This window comes from Pseudomonas sp. Mb7 (assembly GCF_054790525.1).
This window is the reverse complement of sequence record NZ_CP186501.1, coordinates 2023088-2041546: the sequence shown is the minus strand read 5'-3', so window position 1 is coordinate 2041546 and position 18459 is coordinate 2023088. Positions and strand designations below refer to the sequence as shown.

The 18459-nt window shown below is 56.2% G+C and carries 17 protein-coding genes; 7 read left to right on the top strand and 10 right to left on the bottom strand.

Annotated elements, in window-relative coordinates:
* Positions 1–47 precede the first annotated feature (47 nt).
* The 5 genes from ACOYXH_RS09435 to ACOYXH_RS09415 form a co-directional block, all read right to left on the bottom strand.
* A complete protein-coding gene (locus ACOYXH_RS09435; RefSeq protein WP_460410568.1) occupies positions 48–668 on the bottom strand; it encodes a hypothetical protein in 621 nt (206 codons plus the stop codon).
* A gap of 178 nt (positions 669–846) precedes the next feature.
* Entirely contained in the window at positions 847–2337 is a 1491-nt protein-coding gene (locus ACOYXH_RS09430; RefSeq protein ID WP_460410567.1) for a hypothetical protein, read from the bottom strand.
* 91 nt (positions 2338–2428) lie between these two features.
* On the bottom strand, positions 2429–3010 hold the full coding sequence (locus tag ACOYXH_RS09425) for a hypothetical protein (RefSeq protein WP_460410565.1): 582 nt from the start codon (positions 3008–3010) through the stop codon (positions 2429–2431).
* 148 nt (positions 3011–3158) lie between these two features.
* Positions 3159–3785: a hypothetical protein gene (locus ACOYXH_RS09420; protein ID WP_460410563.1), complete on the bottom strand. Its 627-nt coding sequence runs from the start codon at positions 3783–3785 to the stop codon at positions 3159–3161.
* 92 nt (positions 3786–3877) lie between these two features.
* Complete coding sequence (locus ACOYXH_RS09415) at positions 3878–4309, bottom strand: type II secretion system protein N (protein WP_460410561.1); 432 nt, start codon at positions 4307–4309, stop codon at positions 3878–3880.
* Between the two features lie 120 nt (positions 4310–4429).
* Here ACOYXH_RS09415 and gspH point away from each other — a divergent pair, with 120 nt between their 5' ends.
* Both gspH and ACOYXH_RS09405 read left to right on the top strand, forming a co-directional pair.
* Positions 4430–4876: a type II secretion system minor pseudopilin GspH gene (gene gspH, locus ACOYXH_RS09410; protein WP_007913940.1), complete on the top strand. Its 447-nt coding sequence runs from the start codon at positions 4430–4432 to the stop codon at positions 4874–4876.
* Positions 4873–5481 (top strand): prepilin-type N-terminal cleavage/methylation domain-containing protein, encoded by a 609-nt coding sequence (locus tag ACOYXH_RS09405; protein WP_460410559.1) that lies wholly within the window; start codon positions 4873–4875, stop codon positions 5479–5481. Before gspH ends, ACOYXH_RS09405 begins: the two co-directional genes overlap by 4 nt.
* 693 nt (positions 5482–6174) lie before the next feature.
* Here ACOYXH_RS09405 and ACOYXH_RS09400 read toward each other — a convergent pair.
* From ACOYXH_RS09400 to ACOYXH_RS09390, 3 genes are read right to left on the bottom strand one after another with little or no spacing between them, the layout of a single operon-like run.
* Positions 6175–7113 (bottom strand): FecR family protein, encoded by a 939-nt coding sequence (locus ACOYXH_RS09400; protein WP_460410557.1) that lies wholly within the window; start codon positions 7111–7113, stop codon positions 6175–6177.
* A 31-nt stretch (positions 7114–7144) separates the two neighbouring features.
* Positions 7145–7696, bottom strand: a complete 552-nt coding sequence (locus ACOYXH_RS09395; RefSeq protein WP_093437948.1) for an RNA polymerase sigma factor — start codon at positions 7694–7696, stop codon at positions 7145–7147.
* Positions 7693–8358 (bottom strand): secretin and TonB N-terminal domain-containing protein, encoded by a 666-nt coding sequence (locus tag ACOYXH_RS09390; protein WP_258709923.1) that lies wholly within the window; start codon positions 8356–8358, stop codon positions 7693–7695. Before ACOYXH_RS09390 ends, ACOYXH_RS09395 begins: the two co-directional genes overlap by 4 nt.
* Positions 8359–8565: 207 nt before the next feature.
* Between ACOYXH_RS09390 and ACOYXH_RS09385 the strand changes: the two genes are divergently transcribed.
* Positions 8566–8880: a hypothetical protein gene (locus tag ACOYXH_RS09385; RefSeq protein WP_077573225.1), complete on the top strand. Its 315-nt coding sequence runs from the start codon at positions 8566–8568 to the stop codon at positions 8878–8880.
* A gap of 235 nt (positions 8881–9115) precedes the next feature.
* On the opposite strand, the gene ACOYXH_RS09380 is transcribed toward ACOYXH_RS09385, so the two are convergent.
* Positions 9116–9556 carry a carboxymuconolactone decarboxylase family protein gene (locus tag ACOYXH_RS09380; protein WP_095050123.1) on the bottom strand — a complete coding sequence of 147 codons (441 nt, stop codon included), beginning with the start codon at positions 9554–9556 and terminating at the stop codon, positions 9116–9118.
* Between the two features lie 310 nt (positions 9557–9866).
* Between ACOYXH_RS09380 and pdxR the strand changes: the two genes are divergently transcribed.
* The 4 genes from pdxR to ACOYXH_RS09360 all read left to right on the top strand — a co-directional run bounded on the left by pdxR (position 9867) and on the right by ACOYXH_RS09360 (position 13278).
* A complete protein-coding gene (pdxR, locus tag ACOYXH_RS09375; RefSeq protein ID WP_186624275.1) occupies positions 9867–11300 on the top strand; it encodes a MocR-like pyridoxine biosynthesis transcription factor PdxR in 1434 nt (477 codons plus the stop codon).
* Positions 11301–11423: 123 nt separating this feature from the next.
* Complete coding sequence (locus ACOYXH_RS09370) at positions 11424–11717, top strand: putative quinol monooxygenase (protein ID WP_008087993.1); 294 nt, start codon at positions 11424–11426, stop codon at positions 11715–11717.
* Positions 11718–11943: 226 nt separating this feature from the next.
* The gene (locus tag ACOYXH_RS09365) at positions 11944–12348 is read left to right on the top strand and encodes a cupin domain-containing protein (protein ID WP_095050121.1); all 405 of its coding nucleotides are present in this window, start codon (positions 11944–11946) and stop codon (positions 12346–12348) included.
* Between the two features lie 216 nt (positions 12349–12564).
* Complete coding sequence (locus ACOYXH_RS09360) at positions 12565–13278, top strand: ATPase (protein ID WP_460410554.1); 714 nt, start codon at positions 12565–12567, stop codon at positions 13276–13278.
* Positions 13279–13442: 164 nt separating this feature from the next.
* Here the strand turns inward: ACOYXH_RS09360 and ACOYXH_RS09355 are convergent, their stop codons facing one another.
* Positions 13443–18338 (bottom strand): NAD-glutamate dehydrogenase, encoded by a 4896-nt coding sequence (locus tag ACOYXH_RS09355; RefSeq protein ID WP_460410553.1) that lies wholly within the window; start codon positions 18336–18338, stop codon positions 13443–13445.
* Positions 18339–18459 lie beyond the last annotated feature (121 nt).

Genomic DNA, 18459 nt, shown 5'->3' with positions numbered 1-18459 from the left:
TTTTTCAGGGACTGACCTATTTTCTGGAAAATAAATCGGAAAATAAATCAACCCCCTTTTTCTCCAAGCCCACCACCTTTCTGACTGTCGATTTTATCAATAGCTGCTCGTTTAAACTGAGATGACAGTCGGCGCAATCTTTTATACATAAGCAACGAGTATATGAACAATATTAGACAGCCGAAAAATATTGAAGACTTAACTTCAACAGGTGCATATGCAAGTGCTGTGAGCGCACCAGCAAATGCATTCAACGCCGCCCCCCGAGCAATTCGGTCCCTGCTGACATACGCGTCCATTGTTCTTACTGCATCAGGTATTGAATGCGAGAGAATTCCTGCACTTCGCTCATAGGAGTCTTTCTTCGGTTCCCCAGCAAGAAACTTATAAACCAGCATCAAACCCGTTCTAAGCCGTAAATATATTTTGCTTTTCCCGCGAACACAGACGTCTAACTCCTTGACTCGTCTTATTAGGAACGACGACGTCGCATCAACGTATATACCCAATATATAAGCAACAGGAAAGTAAACAATAACAAATATTTCTTTATAGTCATTTATTTTATTCAGCGGAAACTGAATAAAATTCCCAACCACTGCCACCACCCAGACAGATGCAACAATGCCAGATATCAGATATTCTACGAGAGCAACCGCAAATTGCATTACCACCTCCTATGAAAATTGTTATAGTTAGAATCCAATAATACCGACTCTTTACCAATGACTATTTATCGCCCAACAGCCCACCCAACAATACTCGCCACCACTTAAAACTTGACGGACTTCAAAGGCAAGCGCTAAGGAGATAAATCCATTTCAAGTTACTCCCCTTAGCCTTTCCTTAAGCGAGTTCTGAGACAGCAAAGTTTCGCCCCAAACTATCAAGCCCCTGTTCCTTAAGAAATCTAAGAGCCGAGTCTTCAGAGTCGGATGGAAACAACTCACTAGCAGCCACCGGATTTGACAACTTGAAACCTGGCTTAAGGCGAATCTTTAAACTAAGATATCTCGCACAGTAGTTACGCGCGAGATTACCTGCCCCCCCAAGCAATCCACATTGTTGCCTTAGGGGCCTAAGGGCCCCACTGTTTGACAAAATGGACTCTAGATCTAGGTATGTATGCAACCCTTTAATTAATGGAAAAACGAATAACGTCGGCCAACTTTCTGGGGCTGAGCCATTCCAATGATAGCTTTCATATCGCATTTTTCCTTCTTCATTATTGGCGCAACTGTGGATTGCAAACCATGTGGCAATTTCTGGATTTTTAGTGATATCTAGATATGCGGATGGAGCACCATACTGCTGTAGCAGAAGCCCTCGCTGATAAGACGTAATCCCTTCACTTGTAACGGCAGCTACGCCTCTATTGGAGGCGTCGAAATTAGCTTCACTATTCGACACTGCCAGTATTTCTGCGCAGTAGACCCACTCGGCCAATTCAAGAATGAAATTTTCAAAATGTTCAATATTTTCTAAGTAGCTATCATATTTTCGATAAATAGAAGGTGTAAAATCCGACTCCCTAATATTTGAGTAAGGGACAACTCCGACTTTTGCAAGCTCCAATCTATTAGGGGTAAGATAATCTTTGTTCTGCCCTCGAAACCAGAGTTTTACTTCTGAAACTTTCTCTGCAGATTTATTCAATTCTCTTACAAGCTCGGTTAACTCCGCTTCAGAACCTACGTGAATTTCTGGCGTTATACTTCGCTTCAACGGGTCTACTTCTACTGGGAGTATACTGTCAAAAAGGAACCTTCCTGCCAAAGCTCCTGCAGAAAGCATGTTATCCGCTCGATTGCTCCAAAGTTCTCGTGACAAATTTTTTGGCATTGATCTGAGGTGAGCTTCCCACACTTCAATTGCAAAGCAGTGATTGCGTATTCGGTTTCCCTCTTTCCAGAAAATGAAACCATAAAGAGGATCTAGAAGATATAGAGGCTCTTGCAACTCAGTTTTCTTTTGATTTACGGAGTGAGAGCCTGGCGCGTAGTATGCAAGCATCTTTAGAGACAAAAGTGAAAGTTTTGATTGCTCATGCGCACTACTGAGCGCTGAGTTAATTTTCAACTTATCAAATGCTTTACCAAGAAATTGTGCCTGTGTAGGGTGGGCAGGTTCAATTGTAAGTGCGGTTTTTTCATGGGGATTCGACAGTCCCAGTTTTTTTATTACATGACTTAACTGAGAGAAATATGAAGCTCTTGCAACTTGGTCTCGATGGAGCCCCTTAAACATCCTAAGATTTTCAGGCTTTTGAGATCGCTTACGAGCTAGTAAAATCTCATCTCGCCATTTTTTTCTAACATTTTCAATCATTTTATTCATGCCGAGAAGCTTATAATTAATGAGTGCAGATTTATTTTTTAGAAATAAAATTAATCTACCCGTCCTTTGAATTTATTACTCAAAGACCCGCTTAGACCTTTGTGGCGAGTAAAACATCATTAAAAGCAATGAGCTTCTCTGAATATTTTCGCTCCTCATTTTGAGTTCTTTTTCCGTCGGTCAAGTCCGCGGAATATCCACGAATACTTGTCGGAGCACATGAAGAATCGGCACGTTGAAAATGAAACACGCCAATTCCCTGGAACGAATTCTTTTCGCTATCTTTGTCACAGCTGTAAGTGTAAGTCAGGAGACCGGAAACCGCATCGATATTCTCTGAGACTGAGTTCCAGAATGCATATGATTCACCAAGCTCATTGAACGCTTGCCCTCGGATTTTTAGTGTCGAAAGAGACTGCTCGAAATGTTCTACCGTACGAATTATCTCTCCGCTAGCAGACTTGAAGCTTCCGACCCAAGTTCCCCCAAGGTAGTGCGCACCAAGCAACCAACGATTTACCCAGTTCCAATGTTTTGCTAGGCCAAGAAATAGCGTCGCCAGGATCTTGTAAACCCCGACCGTGGAGAAAATCATCACCACCGGCTTGATATATTGATTTAGCTCAGTAGAAAAAGTGAGGCGCGGAACAACAAAATCAATGACATAAAACATGAAAATCACGGTAACAATTGTCACGGACAAGTGAAACTTGTGTTCTGGATTCATATAAAACCTAATAAAAAATGATTCTTAGCCATTTCTCAGGACGAGGCAAAAACGTATATTTTACCTCTACCTCTACCGCTACATCTTTATATCTTTAACTATGAATTATCTTCTTATCGCTCTTCACAATGATGAGGGGCACATGTTTCTCCTGATCTCTGACTAAAGCCTCCCCTCTCATAATCTTCATGCAACTGCGTAACCCGTCGAAAGCGAAAAAGCCGCACCCTGGAATGGTGACCAATGCCAGCAGCATGAATTTCGGACCAAGATTAAAGGGGGCCGCAAGCAGAAGGGGGGACATTGCTAACAAGGAAGCCAAGATGTAGACAAGAAGATAAAATGACTTCCTCCAGACTCTAGAAAACCGACCCTGGTATTTTGAACGGAATTCAATTCTATGAACCTTCTTATTTAATTCTACGTACCGCCTTGAAAGCGCGTAATCGCTCAAAGACTTATTAGGATTTGAGAGAGATATAAGATACTTTATATCGGAAACCTGAATTAAAGAAGTTCCCGCTAAGGCATAGTAGCCTCGCTCAACAGCAAGGTGATGAGGTGGTACTTCCTCATCTAGATCGGCGAGAAATTCTTTCGCAAATTTATACTCCTCCCTCAACTTCAACTTACTGCTGGAGGACAGTTCATAAAAGATTTTCGCTACACCGATCATCGCGCCAATAGCCATGATGATTTTTACGATCGTTCCTATTTCCATAAGGTATTTCATCCATTGAGTTACGACGGTTAAGCGATTCTCAATGGAATGACATCATATGGCTACTATTTTTTTTGCGCAGACCTCACTGATTACGGCCTCACCAACCTAGGCAACACCACCCCCTCCGCCAACCTCTCCACCCCCAACCGCACCCTCTCCCCACCCTGCTCAATCACCACCCCATCCCCCTCCACCGCCACCAACTTCACCCCAGGCCCCACCTTCTCCCCCTGCAAAAAACTCCTCGGCGGCCCATCGTTCAAGCTCAGTATCGCCACCGCCCCCCGACTCCCCGCCATCACCCCGCTCACCTTGATGTCCATCGGCGCCGTTTGATTGGAAAACCACTGCAACGCCGGGCTATCACTGCGCGCCGCCAGCAATTGCGGGGCCGCTGCCGGGGTGTGGGATTCGGCAGTGGTCAGCAGCAGCGACGACCACGTCGCTACGCCGACCAGCGCTGCGAGCAGTGCGAGGGCCTGGACCATTTGGGGTGGGGAAATGCGTGCGGTGAAGGTCATGGGTTGAATCTCCTTTTTATCCCTGCTGTCAGCCTACGCGGCAATTCTCTCCGTTTTATTTCACACGCCTTACATGTTGGCCGTGCACGATGGCGCAGGACGCAAAGGAGCGCGCGCGCGATGAACAGGCAACAGGGTTTTACGCTGATCGAGTTGATGGTGGTGCTGGTGATCATCGGCATCGCCAGTGCGGCGATCAGCCTTAGTATCAAGCCCGATCCGTTGCAGTTGCTGCGCAAGGATGCCGAGCGCGTGGCGCAGTTGCTGCAAGTGGCGCAGGCGGAGGCGCGCGCGGATGGGCGGCCGATTGTGTGGGTGAGTGATGCCAAGGGGTTTCGCTTTAGTCGGCGCAGTGACAGTGGCAAGGGGTTTGATCATTTCGCGCAGGATCCGCAGTTGCGGCCGCGTGCCTGGCAGAGTCCGAAAATGGAGGTGCGGGTGGAGCCGAAACAGAAGGTTGTGCTGAACGCTGAGTGGATCAATCCGCCGCTGCAATTGACGTTGTCGGATGGCTTGAATCGCTTGAGTGTGCTGCGTGATGGCAGTGGAAGGATCAGCCTGCAATGAAGCGCCAGCAAGGGTTTACGTTGATTGAGGTGATGGTCGCGATTTTGTTGATGGCGGTGGTGAGTTTGATTGCCTGGCGGGGGCTGGACAGTGTGATGCGGGCGGACAGTCATTTGCAGGCGAGCAGTGAGCAGAGTGACGGTTTGTTGCGGGCGCTGAATCAGTTGCAGCGGGATGTAGAGATGCGGGCGGGGATTGAGTTGACCGAGCCGAAGAAGGTTGGGGTGGATGATGAGCCGCCGAGCGCCCCGCCCGCTTTGACTGTGCGCAGTAGCGACAGTAAGGGGTTTCGGCTGGACATCATTCGCACGGCGGCGGATCAGCCGGGGGCTTTGCAGCGGGTGCGCTGGTGGGTCAAGGGCGACACGTTGTATCGGGCGGTGGCTGAGTCGCGGAGTCGGTATCCGTTGCCGGCGCCTGGGAATGGGGTTGCTGTTTTGAGTGATGTCAGTGATGTGCAGGTGCGGGTTTGGGAGGTGGATAAGGGGTGGCGGCAGTTGAGTGGGAATCGGCGGGAGGATCCGTTGGGGTTGGAGATTCGCTTGAGTCGGGGGACGGTGCAGGGGGTGGAGAAGTATCGGCAGGTGATTGGGCCGTTGGATTGATGCGTATCCCTGCAAAGCTCCTACATTGGGATTGGTTGAAATCAGTTGGAAATTGGTCGGCTTTCAGGCCGCCATCGCTGGCAAGCCAGACTCCCACAGGGATTGAGTACAACCGGTAGATATTGGTTGGCTGGCAGGCCGTCATCGCTGGCAAGCCAGCTCCCACAGGAATTGGGTGAGGTCAGTGGGGATTGGTTGGCTGTGAGGTCGTCATCGCGAGCAGGCTCACTCCTACAGTTGGATCGGGTGCATCAGCAAGAGATTGGTTGGCTGGCAGGCCGCATTCGTGAGCAGGCTCGCTCCCACAGTTTATAATTTGCGTACAACCCAAGCGGCAAAGCCGCCCCACTCAACAGGATGAGCGTTAGCTCGGCTGCAGCTTTTGATCTTGATCTTGATCCACGGGCGACGTCGGAAGGCTGAGTGGAGGGATTCATCCGGGCGTGGGAGCGCAGCGACCGTTTGGCGAAGCCAAATGCATCGAGAGGAGGTGCAGCGAAGCAAACCGTAGGCGATGCGCCCGGATGGATCCCGCAGCGAAGGTACCCCGAGCTTTAGCGAGCGGGCCGTACGTAGGAGCAAGCGTTTTTTTGCTTACTTTTTTTAGGCGTTTGTAAAAAAAGTGAGTCGCCGTAAGGGCGAAACCCTAAGCGGCCTTTACCGCAGCAACGGATATGTACCCAGTCAAACCCACTAACTCAAAACGACAACGCCACCCGGCAACTCAGTGCATTTAACGCCATAAGCATCGCGAATCAGCAGCGCAACGCCGGCGAGCTGATCAAGGCTAAAGCGCGCCTGGACGCGGCGTTGGCCGAGTTCGCGGTTGAGCAGCAGCAACATCCCGGGGCGGTAGCGGTTGATTTCGTCGATCATTTGGCTGAGGGTCGCGCCATTGAACACCAAAACCTGCTGACGCCAATTCATCACCGCCGCCGTGTCGACACTCTGCACACTGCCAACCTGCCGCGCGTCGTAGGTCACCTGCTGCCCCGGCTCAAGACGCAGACTACGACCTTCAACATCCACCTCAACCGCGCCATCAAGACAAGTCACACAGACTTGCTGATCAGTATTACGCAGGTTGAAACGCCCCTGACTCGCACGCAACCACCCTCCCCCAGCCTGCATCGCCAACGGCAACCGCGCGGTCTGCACTTCAACTTCACCACTAACCAACTCAAAACCCTGCACCCCCTCAGACACCGCACGCTGATTGATCCGCGTCTGAGTGTTCAGCTCCAGACTCACACCCTGCACCGGTTCAAAACGCCGCTGCTGGCCGACTTCAGTAATGTAGTCCGCGCCCAGCCCTTCAAAACCACCAGGAATCGTCCCGCGCACCAGCAAAAACGCCGCCGAAGCAGCAATCGCACCACCGAGAAAGGTACGTCGACCGAAACGGCGTGGCGCCTGCATTTGCTCCACGACCGGTTGCAGTTGCTGCCACAACCGCTTGGCATCCTCGAACGCGCGGGCATGCTCAGCACTCTGCGCGCACCATTCGCGCAGGGCGCGGGCGTCGGCCACGGTGGCGCGGCCGGAGGTCAGCAGGACCAGCCAGTCGCGAGCTTCGCTGTGCAGATTGTCGGCCGCCGATGGCTCGGCAGGTGTCAGTCGAAAGATGTTCAAACGCGCAGATTCTCAACGAATTGATCGGGCACTATTCAGAAGACGGTTTTCCGGCCCCGCGACCGAACCGCTGAAACACTTTTCTTTCCAGCTTCGCAGCGCAGAAGCCCAACGCAGCTTTGATTTCCTTCTCGACCATGCGCGTGGAAATGCCGAAACGCTGCGAGATTTCCAGATGCGGTGCCTCTTCCAGACGCGCCGCGATGAAGATCTTCCGGCGCCGTGCGGGCAGCTCGTACAACGCACTGAGCAGCGACTGGATTTCCTTTTGCCCACCGACCACCCGCGCCGGGTCCAGCGCTTCGTCGCCGATTTGCAGCAGCTCCTCGACTTCCTCGCCGGTGAGCAGACGCGCATCGGCCTGACGGCGGTCGGCGGCGATGTTCAGGGCCATGCGATAGAGGTAGGCATTGGGCCGCAGGACGTTCGGCGGCGTCTCCATGCGGTCGACCCGCAGGTAGGTTTCGTGTAGCACGTCGTTGGCCAGATCTTCCGAACCGAGACGCCTGCGCAGGCGCACCCGAAAGTCCTCGTAGGAGGCCAGGAACAGTTGGACCATCGAACCTTGTCCGGCGTCTTTCATCCCCCGGAAACTCCTTCCCATTTGGTGCATTCCATGCGTTTTCCTGACGACTCCGGTAACAACAGCAACGTGACCGGCTGACGCAAGGCGCTGGGCGTCGGCCGGTCGATTTTGAGATTGCGAAAGCTCTCCACCAGCGCGTTGTCGCGCCGTACATCTCCGGTCGAAGTGACCAACCGGTTGTGCTGCACCAAGCCGTCGCGGCCGACCCACACCTGCAACACCGCGCGATAACTGCCCGGACGGGTCAGCGGCGAGCGGCACAGGTTGCGCTCGATCGCCGCTTGCACCGCCGTCGCGTAACTGCGGTTGACGGCGACGCTTTCCGGCGTTTGCTTTTGCGGCGGCGCCGGCACGTCTTCGACCTGCGCCACTTGCAACGTAAACGCATCGTCGCGGGCATAACGCGCCATCAAACCACTGCCGCCAAGCAATCGACGCAGGGCATCGGCGGCGGTGTATTCACCGTCCACCGCCAACGAGCGGCGACCGCGACTCAACTGACTGTCGACCAGCACCGCAACGCCGGTGGCGTGGCTGTACTGATCCAGCGCGTGCGCCAGATCCTGTGCCGGAATGTGCAGCGTCATGCGCAGGTCCGCCGGCACCGCATCGGCCATGGCGTAGCCCGCCGCGCAGCCAAGCAGCCACCCCAGACACATCCGGCGCACAAGCCTCGTTGAACGCTGAAAACCGTCCGTGGAATTGCCTCGCTGCACGGCTGACGAATCCTTGGAAATCGTCATCCTGAGGGCTGTTTATGAATCTGGTGTGACGGGCGGTGCAAAAAAACCATCACGGGAATTGCGCAAGGCTTGCACTAGACTCAAGCCATAGCGCGGCCCCGTCGGGCCGGCCAGGAGGCGAGCATGAACACACTGTGGCGATTGAGCCTTGGCGGGCTGTTGTTGATGGCGCTGTCGAGCGCTTATGCCGAGGAACCCTTGGGCTGTGTCGAGGTGACGGTCGGCGGCTACAAGGCGCCGAATTACGACTGTTTGAGCCAGCAGATGGGCAACAACCCGGAAGGCGCGGCGGCGGCGGAAAAGAACCAGGAGGCGCTGAATGTGCCGGTGAACAAACGGCCGCCGAATCAGGTTGGACTGGCGACGCCGGCCGCGACCAGTACGCGGATGGGCAATACCTTTGGCACATCAGTGAAACCACAACGCCCACCGCAATGACACGCCACCGATCATTCCCACGCTCCGCGTGGGAACGATCCTGTGGTGTTCAGTCGCTTACCGATCGTTCCTACGCTCCGCGTGGGAATGCAGCCCGGGACGCTCCGCGTCCCATCCGGAGCCGAACGCGGAGCGTCCGTTGCGGCATTCCCACGCAGAGCGTGGGAACGATCCTGTGGTGTTCAGTCGCTTACCGATCATTCCCACGCGGAGCGTGGGAACGATCAGGGCGGGTTCAATCGCTTGGGGTTTGGCGGAAGCTCACCGCAAGGCGATTCCAACTGTTGATGGTGGTCACGGCCATGGTCAGGTCGACCAGTTCGCCTTCGCTGAATTGCTCGCGCGCCTGCTGATACACCTCATCGGGCACACGGCTCTCCGCCAACAACGTCACCGCCTCCGCCCAGGCCAGCGCCGCACGCTCGCGCGGGTTGAAGAAATTACTGTCGCGCCACACCGCAATCGCATACAAGCGCCGATCACTCTCCCCGGCCCGTCGCGCATCCACTGAATGCATGTCGGTGCAGAACGCACAGCCGTTGAGCTGCGAAGCGCGGATCCTGATCAATTGCAGCAGCGGCTGTTCGATACTGAGATGGGCGGTCAGCGCCTCCATGGCAATCATCGCTTTCATCGCTTTGGGCGAAGCGTTGTAGTAATCCAGGCGCGGGGACATGGCGGTTCTCGGTGGACGGAATAATGAGTGCACCGTAAACGCCGACAGCGATGCGTTACAGCCCCAATTCCACGGAAAACCGCTACACCAATCACCATGAGCCGAGCACAAATCCCTGTAGGAGTGAGCCTGCTCGCGATAGCGGTGTGTCAGGCAACATTTTTGTCGGATGTGCCACCGCGATCGCGAGCAGGCTCACTCCTACAGGGATTGGGGCCAATTTCGGGTTTTTCGGATAGGCAACTATTGCGAATCAAACAACAGCGGTAATCTGGCGGGCACGCCAAACAGCCCCAGGAGCCTCGTCGGTATGGAACTTCACGTCGTGATCAACGGCCGCAAGGATCTTGCCGGTCAGTTGTATCAGCAACTGCGCGGGGCCATTGAATCCGGGCGTCTGGCTGCCGGCACGCAATTGCCACCCAGCCGTCTGCTCGCCGAGCAACTGGGCATTTCGCGCAAGACCATTTCCGACACCTACGCGCAACTGACCTACGAAAACTTTCTCACCGGGGTGATCGGCAAAGGCACCTACGTCAACGCGCGCCCGGCGCAGATCCAGCGCAAACAGAGCCACACCGAACTGGCCGGCGCCGAGGTGATCGAGAGCTGGCGCAATCTGCCGGTGTTTCTGCGCCATCCGACGCTGGAAGGTTCGCTGCGCTACGACTTTATCGGCGGCGCCACCAGCAAGGGCCAGTTCCCGCAAGATGACTGGCGCCGCTGCGTGTCTCACGCGATGCGGCAGATGGCGCAGTCCAAGGGTTTCTACAGCCTGCCCGAAGGCTTGCCGGCGCTGCGCAATGCGATTGCCCGGCACATCGCGTTTTCCCGGGGCATCAACTGCCAGGATGAAGACATCGTCGTGTGCAATGGCGCGCAACAGGCGCTGGACCTGATCACCCGTGTGCTGATCCGCCCGGGCAGTCTGGTGGCAATGGAAGATCCCGGTTATCCGCCAGCGCGTCTGCTGTTCGCCACCCATGGCGCCGAGGTGGTCGGGATTCCGGTGGATGCCGAGGGCATTCAGGTTGAACATATTCCCGAGGGCACCCGCCTCATCTATGTCACGCCGTCGCACCAGTTCCCGCTGGGCATGCCGATGAGCCACGCACGCCGCGAAGCCTTGTTGGCTCGCGCGCATGAGTTGGGCGCGATCATCATCGAGGACGACTATGACAGTGAGTTTCGCTACGAAGGTCGGCCGACCGATTCGCTGTTCAATCTCGACCAGCGCGGCATCGTCGCCTACGTCGGCACCTTCTCGAAAACCCTGCTGCCGGAGCTGCGCCTGGGTTATGCGATTCTGCCGCCAGCGATCCTCGAGGCGGTGATCCGCGCCAAGCAACTCACCGATCTACACGCCTCGACCTTGCCGCAATGGGCGCTGGCCAAGTTCATCGCCGAGGGTTGCCTGCTCAAGCATATCCGCCGCTGCCACACCATTTATGCGCAACGCCGCGAGCGCATTCTGGCGCGCATGGCCGACGATCTTTCGCCGTGGCTGCAGGCGGTGCCGCCGAGTGCCGGGTTCCACATGACGGTGTTCTGCAAGGTTCCGATCGACCTACCGCTGGTGATCGAACTGGCGAAAAAGGTCGAAGTCGGCCTGTATGCGATCAACGGTTTCTATTACCAGCAAACGCCGAAAAACGGCCTGTACTTCGGCTTTGGCGCCATCGAAACCCTGGACATCGATATCGCTCTGGATCGCCTGCGCGACATCCTCCAGCAGGTCGCCTGAGCGATTGGCCTAAAGATTTAACCGCCGATTGGTTATTGGTGATCCACAAGTGCAGGCCTATTCTGCACAGGCGTTATCCCTCAATGAGCAGGATTCGTCCGGCCTGATTCAGGAGTGTGAGCAATGTCCAACGAAGTGATCAATACGGTGCAGGTGCAGGCTGCCGCCGGCCGCTCGGATGAACTGGGCAAGCAACTGCAGAAGATCGTCGAAACCCTGCGCGAAACGCCGGGCTGCGATTCCTACCTGGTCGACCGCTGCCCCGAGGACAGCCACCGCTGGACGGTCAGTGCCCGCTGGCAGTCGGAAGCGGCGATGCAGGCGCATTTCAACCGGCCCGAGGCGCAGGGGTTTATTGATTTGATCGATAGTCGGCTGGCCAATAGTGTGGATTTCAACAGCTTCCCTATCGTCTGATCTGACGCTATCGCTGGCAAGCCAGCTCCCACAGGGTTCAGCGTCGTTCGATAATTTAATGAACGACACAAAACCTGTGGGAGCTGGCTTGCCAGCGATGGCGTACTCAAACACGCTGAATAACCGCCGATTGGTCACCTGATCTTCCCGAATATTGGCCGTTTGAATGCCCCGCCCTGCGGACTACTGTGATCAGCAACACCCCGATCATCACAGGTAACCCGCCATGAAAGCCCTGCCCTTCTTCGCAGCCGCCCTCGCCCTGAGCCTCTGCACCTCGGCCGTTTTCGCCCACGATCCCTCGGAAAAAGTCACCGTCCTGCAAGACCAGATGCTGAAAAACGCTCCCGGCAAAAAAGCCATGATGATCGAGGTCGACTACAAACCCGGCCAATCCTCAATCGCCCACAAACACGACGGCACGGCGATGGCTTACGTGCTGGAAGGTGAAGTGATTTCCCAAGTGAAGGGCGAACAACCGATCACCTACAAGAAGGGCCAGTTCTGGTACGAACCCGCCGGCTCCGAGCATCTGGTGTCGAAAAATGCCAGCCAAAGCAAACCCGCCAAGTTGCTGGTGTTCATGGTGCTGGCCCCGGATGAACAAGTGCTGATCCCGCTGAAAAACTGATGGCTGTTTAACCAGCCATAAATAAAAAGGCTCAAATCGTTGATTTGGGCCTTTTTATTTCCCGGGGCAATTAACCGCGCCGGGTTACAGCAAATGAACCTAATCAACTGTTGTTAGCTCAGCAAATTGTCAGGTTGACGGGTTTAGTCTGAATTAACGGTCGTGATTTACGACTTTTAAACTTTCCGACTGATGTTGTTTCACGGGAGAAACACCATGAAATTTGCGTTCACCAGTGTACTGGCGATATCGGTTTTAACCCTCTCTGCCTGTTCAGTGCCGACGGCCCCAAAAGCAGTTTCCTCTCTCGATACTCTGCTGCCTCATCCCACCGGCCGCAGTAGCGCCACTCAGGTAAAAAGCGGTCCCGGCGTATCGCTCGGCGTGGTCTACAGCCCAAGTACCCAGACCAACCGTGAATACCTGCGTGACTATCAAGCCAACGCCGGCACCGGTTTCGGCCAGAGCCTGCTGGTGCAGCCGATCCACGACGCCTATGTCGCCAGCTCGAAACCAGACATGGCGGTGGAATGGGTCAACGCCTCGCTGCAGCGTCAGTTCGGCTCGGTGACGGTGTATCCGGATATGCAGAGTCTGCGTGCGGCCAGACCGGATGTGGTGGCGATCATCGATACCCACAGCCAGTTGATCACTTCGCGCAGTTCCGACATCAAGGCCGACGTCAGTGCCGATTTTTATGATGCGCAGCTGAACTATATCGGTACGGCGAAAGGTTCGGATGCACGGGAATTGACGCCAGTGTGGGCGGACTTCAAACGGTCGGAAGAGATAGTGGCGGATATTAATCAGCAGCAGGATGTGCAAGTTCGGGCGTTGCAGAAGTTTGACCAGTCGCTCAACAATTTGGTCGCAAGGCCTGCGGATAAAGTGTCAATGCTGGATAGTAAACAAAGTCAGAAGTTGTATTGATATAAAGAACGCCATCGCGAGCAGGCTCACTCCTACAGTTGGAATGCGCTCCCCTGTAGGAGTGAGCCTGCTCGCGATGACGCCATAACAGCCACCAAAAAACCCTCAGACATAAAAAAGCCCCGGCATCTCACGATACCGGGGCTTTTTCATTCAGCGCTTACTTATGCCAATTCAAGCTCGGCATTCGCAGCAGCCGCAGGCACGACCGCTTGCCCGCTCAACGCCAGGTCCAGCAGTTCACGGTTCGCCACTGCATACATCGCGTAGTCCGTGCCGCTTGCCGCGCGGATTTCCACCAGCATGGCGCGCCAGCGCGAGATCATGCTTTCGTGCTGTTCCATCCACAGCGCCAGACGTGCTTCCACGTCTTGAGTGCCGTCGCCCTGTTGCAGGACGGAGATGGTGATCGCCCGTTGCTGCCAGTCGACGTCATCACGGAACGCTTCACGGGCCAGGGCTTGCCAGTTGTTTTCAACCGGCAGCGCGCTGATCTGTTGCAGGTACCAGGTGATGTCCAGCGCACTGCCCACGGCGAAGTAAGCCTTGGCCACTTCAGCAGGGTTCTGGCCAGTCACGTCGGACGCTTCGATGATCGGCAGCAAGGTGTACAGGTGCGAGGTGCCCGCAACCATACGCGCCAGCAGTTCCGGCACACCGGCTTCGACGTAAGCCTGATAACGCGCCTGCCAGTTTTCACGGATTTCGCCGCTCAGCAGTTCGTCGAGCTTCAAACCCAGCTCTTTCAGGTGCGGACCGAAGTGCGCGGTATCACGGGCAGCGTTCTGCTCGTTGCGACGGGCACGCAGGAACCAGCGCGTAGCGCGGCGACCCAGACGCATCAGTTCGTCCATCAGCTCCAACTGCACGTCAGCGCTGACTTGGTAGTCCAGCGCTTCGATCTGACGGAACCAGTGCGGGAGGTGGAAGATGTCACGCACGATCACGTAAGCACCGGCCACATTCGCCGGGCTCATGCCGGTCGACTCTTTGAGTCGTTGAACGAAGGTGATGCCCATGTGGTTGACCAGGTCGTTGGCGATCTGGGTGCTGACGATCTCGCGCTTCAGACGGTGACGACGCATGGCTTCGGAGAACTTGCTGACCAGGGTCGGCGGGAACGCCGTTTCCATGTCGCGGGTCAGGTAGTCGTCGTCCGGCACCAAGGAGCCCAACAGCTGCTCTTTGAGGTCGATCTTGCTGTACGAGATCAGCACCGACAGCTCAGGACGGGTCAGACCGTGGCCTTCGGCAATGCGCTCGTTGATCTGCTCTTCGGTCGGCAGGAACTCGATGGCACGGTCCAGCTTGCCACGGCCTTCCAGATCACCCATCAGACGCTTGTACTCAGCGATGCGTTCGTAGGCACGGCGCGCCGCCAGGGACAGGGCCTGAGTCTGCTTGTAGTTGTTGCCCAGCACCAGGTTGCCGACTTCGTCGGTCATGCTCGCCAGCAACTGGTTGCGTTGCTTATCGGTCATGTCACCGGCCTGAACCACTTCGTTCAGCAGGATCTTGATGTTCACTTCGTGGTCGGAGCAGTCCACGCCACCGGCGTTGTCGATGAAGTCGGTGTTGGAACCGCCGCCATTCAGACCAAACTCCACTCGACCCAGTTGGGTCATGCCGAGGTTACCGCCCTCGCCCACGACTTTGCAGCGCAGCTCGTTGCCGTTCACGCGCAGTGCATCGTTGGCCTTGTCGCCGACATCGGCGTGGCTCTCGGTGCTCGCTTTCACATAAGTACCGATACCGCCGTTCCACAGCAGATCCACCGGTGCCTTGAGCAAGGCGTTCAGCAGTTCGGTCGGGGTCAGCTTGTCAGCCTTGATGTCGAAGCGTTCCTGCATCTGCGGGGAGATCGCGATGCTCTTCGCGCTGCGCGAGAAGATACCGCCACCTTCGGACATGATGCTGGTGTCGTAGTCGGTCCAGGCCGAACGCGGCAGGTCGAACATGCGCTGACGCTCGACGAAGCTGGTCGCCGGATTCGGGTTCGGGTCGATGAAGATGTGCATGTGGTTAAACGCGGCAACCAGTTGCAGCTTGTCGGACATCAACAGGCCGTTACCGAACACGTCACCGGCCATATCGCCGACACCGACCACAGTGATGCTGTCTTCCTGAACATTGATGCCGCGCTCGCGGAAGTGGCGTTGTACGCCAACCCACGCGCCTTTGGCGGTAATGCCCATTTTCTTGTGGTCGTAACCGGCCGAACCACCGGACGCAAACGCGTCACCCAGCCAGAAGCCGTAGTCGATGGCGATGCCGTTGGCGATGTCGGAGAAGGTCGCAGTGCCCTTGTCCGCTGCTACTACCAGGTACGGGTCGTCATCGTCGTGGCGAACCACGTTCAATGGCGGTACCAGCGCGCCGTCTTTCAGGTTGTCGGTGATGTCCAACAGACCCGAGATGAAGATGCGGTAGCAGGCGATGCCCTCCGCCGCGATCTCGTCACGGCTGCCGCCCAGTGGCAGGCGACGCGGCAGGAAGCCGCCCTTCGCACCTACTGGCACGATGACCGAGTTCTTCACTTGCTGGGCTTTTACCAGGCCGAGGACTTCGGTACGGAAGTCTTCTTCACGGTCGGACCAGCGCAGACCACCGCGAGCGACGTTACCGAAGCGCAGGTGCACGCCTTCAACGCGTGGCGAGTAGACGAAGATTTCGAACTTCGGCACTGGCTTCGGCAGTTCAGGGATCGCGTGCGGGTTGAACTTGAAGCTGAAGTACGACTTGTTCTGGCCGTTGGCGTCAGTCTGATAGAAGTTGGTCCGCAGGGTGGCTTTGATCAGGTCGAGGTAACGACGCAGGATGCGGTCTTCGTTGAGCACCTGGACGTCGTCCAGTGCGGTCAGAATCGCTTGTTCCAGACGCAGTTGCTTGTCTTCCAGATCGTCGTCGCTGAGTTTGCGCGCCAGATAGAAGCGGGTCTTGAACAACCGGGTCAGTTCGCGAGCGATGTCGGTGTGGTTGTTCAGGGTGCTGGCGATGTAACCCAGGTCGAAGCCCAGACGAATCTGCTTCAGGTAACGCGCGTAAGCACGCAGCAGCGCGACGTCGCGCCATGGCAGGCCGGCGGTCAGTACCAGACGGTTGAACGCATCGTTTTCGGCGTCGCCGCGAACGATGTGGACGAACGCGTCCTGCAGGGTGTCGTTGAGTTGCTGGATGTCGAGGTCGAGGCCTTCAGCGGCAGTGAACGCGAAGTCGTGGATCCAGAACTCGCGGCCATTGGTGTGACGCAGACGGTACGGGAATTCGCCCAGTACGCGCAGGCCGAGGTTTTCCAGGATCGGCAAGACGTCGGACAGCGCCAGCGGCGTGTCGGCGTGGTACAGCTTGCAATGCAGCTCGCGCTGGCCGGAGACCTGACCGAGCGGCTGATAGAAGCTCATCACCAGCGGATTTTTTTCGTTGAGGCTCAGCAGGTGCTGCATGTCGACCACGGCCGAATGCGCAGCGAAACGCTCGCGGTAGCCGGCCGGGAAGCCTTTCGGGAAGTCCGCCAGTACGTTGGTGCCGTGGGCTTCGCCGAAGCTTTCGACGGTCAGTGCGGCGTAGTCGTCCTGCCAGCTGCGGCACGCTTGTACGACTTCTTTTTCCAGCAGCACGGTGTCGATGTCGAGACGGTTTTTCGGGTCGACACGCAGAATCAACTGCACGCGCGCCAGTACCGACTCGGAGAAGAACGTCCAGAACTCGCAATCGGAAGCCTTCAGGCGCTCCATCAGCACTTGCTGGATCTTCTGGCGAACTTCGGTGGAGTAGATGTCGCGCGGCACGTAGGCCAGGCAGTAGCAGAAACGACCGTACGGGTCTTTGCGCAGGAACACGCGGATCTTGTTGCGTTCCTGGATCTGCACGATCGACATCACGGTGGTGAACAGTTCGTCGACCGGGGTCTGGAACAGGTCATCACGCGGCAGCACTTCAAGCACCTGCGCCAGTTCCTTGCCCAGGTGAGCCTTGGACTGGAAGCCGGAGCGCGTTTCGATTTCTTCGACCTTGCGGCGGATGAACGGGATGACCCGCACGCTCTCGCCATACACCGAGGAGGTGTACAGGCCCATGAAACGGTGTTCTTTGATGACTTTGCCGTCGGCGTCGATTTCACGGATCGACACGTAGTCAGGGTAGGCCGGACGGTGTACACGGCTTGGGTGCGCAGCCTTGGCGAACGACAGCAGGGTCGGTTCGCGCAGGTAGGCAACGGCGTAGTCTTCGATGCGCAGGTCTTCGTAGGTCAGGCCGGTGCGCAGCAGTTTGGTCAGGCCGAGGAAGGAGTTCTGGTCGTACTCGATATGGCCGCCATCGGCCTGATCGGTGACTACGAATTCTTCATAGCCGAGGAAGGTGAAGTGGTTGCCCACCAGCCATTCCAGGAAGCTTTTGATTTCGTTCTTTTCGTCGGCATCGACGGCGAAGGAGCTGTTGTCGAGTTTGGTGAGGATTTCCTGCACCTTGGCTTTCATCGGCTCGAAATCGGCGACCGCGACGCGGACTTCACCGAGAACCTGTTCCAGCTCTTTGCTCAGCACATTCAGTTCGGCCGCGTTGGCGCAGCGGTCGATTTCCAGGTACATCAACGACTCTTGCAGAATGCCGTCGCCCTGGGTGCCTTTCGGCAGGATTTCCAGCAACTCGCCCTTGCTGCCACGACGCACGCTGAGCACGGTGGTTTGCAGGGTGTGGATACTGTAGCCGCGGCGGTTCAGTTCAGTACGAACCGAGTCGACCAGAAATGGCAGGTCGTGGTGCAGGACTTCGACCGCGGTGTGGGTCGACTGCCAGCCATGACGCTCGTAATCAGGGTTGTAGACGCGCACTTGCGGTTGCGCGTGATCGAAGCGCTCAAGCAGGCGCCACGCGGAAAGAGTACAGCCAGCGAGGTCGGAGAGGCGACGTTGAGTCAGCTCGTCCAAAGAAATGATGCCGAAGAATTGTTCAGCGAACAGCGCCACTTGTGGCAGTGCCTGTTCACTGATGTGCTGCGCCAGTGCCGCTTGCAGTTGGTGCTGGAAGTCGGCTTTGCTGGCTGCGGTGAAGAACGCCATCTGTGGTACTCCGCTTAAGCTTGTTATTGATGGAAAGCGTCGCGTGCAACACCCCTTTCGGGGCTTGTGTCGCCCTGTTCCTGATTCTCGGGCAGAGGAAACAGGGGGACAGGTGGGTGAA

Bases quoted from the DNA above. Each gene is read 5' to 3' on its own strand.
- ACOYXH_RS09435 (WP_460410568.1), bottom strand. From the start codon at position 668: ATGCAATTTGCGGTTGCTCTCGTAGAATATCTGATATCTGGCATTGTT.
- ACOYXH_RS09430 (WP_460410567.1), bottom strand. From the start codon at position 2,337: ATGAATAAAATGATTGAAAATGTTAGAAAAAAATGGCGAGATGAGATT.
- ACOYXH_RS09425 (WP_460410565.1), bottom strand. From the start codon at position 3,010: ATGTTTTATGTCATTGATTTTGTTGTTCCGCGCCTCACTTTTTCTACT.
- ACOYXH_RS09420 (WP_460410563.1), bottom strand. From the start codon at position 3,785: ATGGAAATAGGAACGATCGTAAAAATCATCATGGCTATTGGCGCGATG.
- ACOYXH_RS09415 (WP_460410561.1), bottom strand. From the start codon at position 4,309: ATGACCTTCACCGCACGCATTTCCCCACCCCAAATGGTCCAGGCCCTC.
- gspH (WP_007913940.1), top strand. From the start codon at position 4,430: ATGAACAGGCAACAGGGTTTTACGCTGATCGAGTTGATGGTGGTGCTG.
- ACOYXH_RS09405 (WP_460410559.1), top strand. From the start codon at position 4,873: ATGAAGCGCCAGCAAGGGTTTACGTTGATTGAGGTGATGGTCGCGATT.
- ACOYXH_RS09395 (WP_093437948.1), bottom strand. From the start codon at position 7,696: ATGAAAGACGCCGGACAAGGTTCGATGGTCCAACTGTTCCTGGCCTCC.
- ACOYXH_RS09390 (WP_258709923.1), bottom strand. From the start codon at position 8,358: ATGTGTCTGGGGTGGCTGCTTGGCTGCGCGGCGGGCTACGCCATGGCC.
- ACOYXH_RS09385 (WP_077573225.1), top strand. From the start codon at position 8,566: ATGAACACACTGTGGCGATTGAGCCTTGGCGGGCTGTTGTTGATGGCG.
- ACOYXH_RS09380 (WP_095050123.1), bottom strand. From the start codon at position 9,556: ATGTCCCCGCGCCTGGATTACTACAACGCTTCGCCCAAAGCGATGAAA.
- pdxR (WP_186624275.1), top strand. From the start codon at position 9,867: ATGGAACTTCACGTCGTGATCAACGGCCGCAAGGATCTTGCCGGTCAG.
- ACOYXH_RS09370 (WP_008087993.1), top strand. From the start codon at position 11,424: ATGTCCAACGAAGTGATCAATACGGTGCAGGTGCAGGCTGCCGCCGGC.
- ACOYXH_RS09365 (WP_095050121.1), top strand. From the start codon at position 11,944: ATGAAAGCCCTGCCCTTCTTCGCAGCCGCCCTCGCCCTGAGCCTCTGC.
- ACOYXH_RS09360 (WP_460410554.1), top strand. From the start codon at position 12,565: ATGAAATTTGCGTTCACCAGTGTACTGGCGATATCGGTTTTAACCCTC.
- ACOYXH_RS09355 (WP_460410553.1), bottom strand. From the start codon at position 18,338: ATGGCGTTCTTCACCGCAGCCAGCAAAGCCGACTTCCAGCACCAACTG.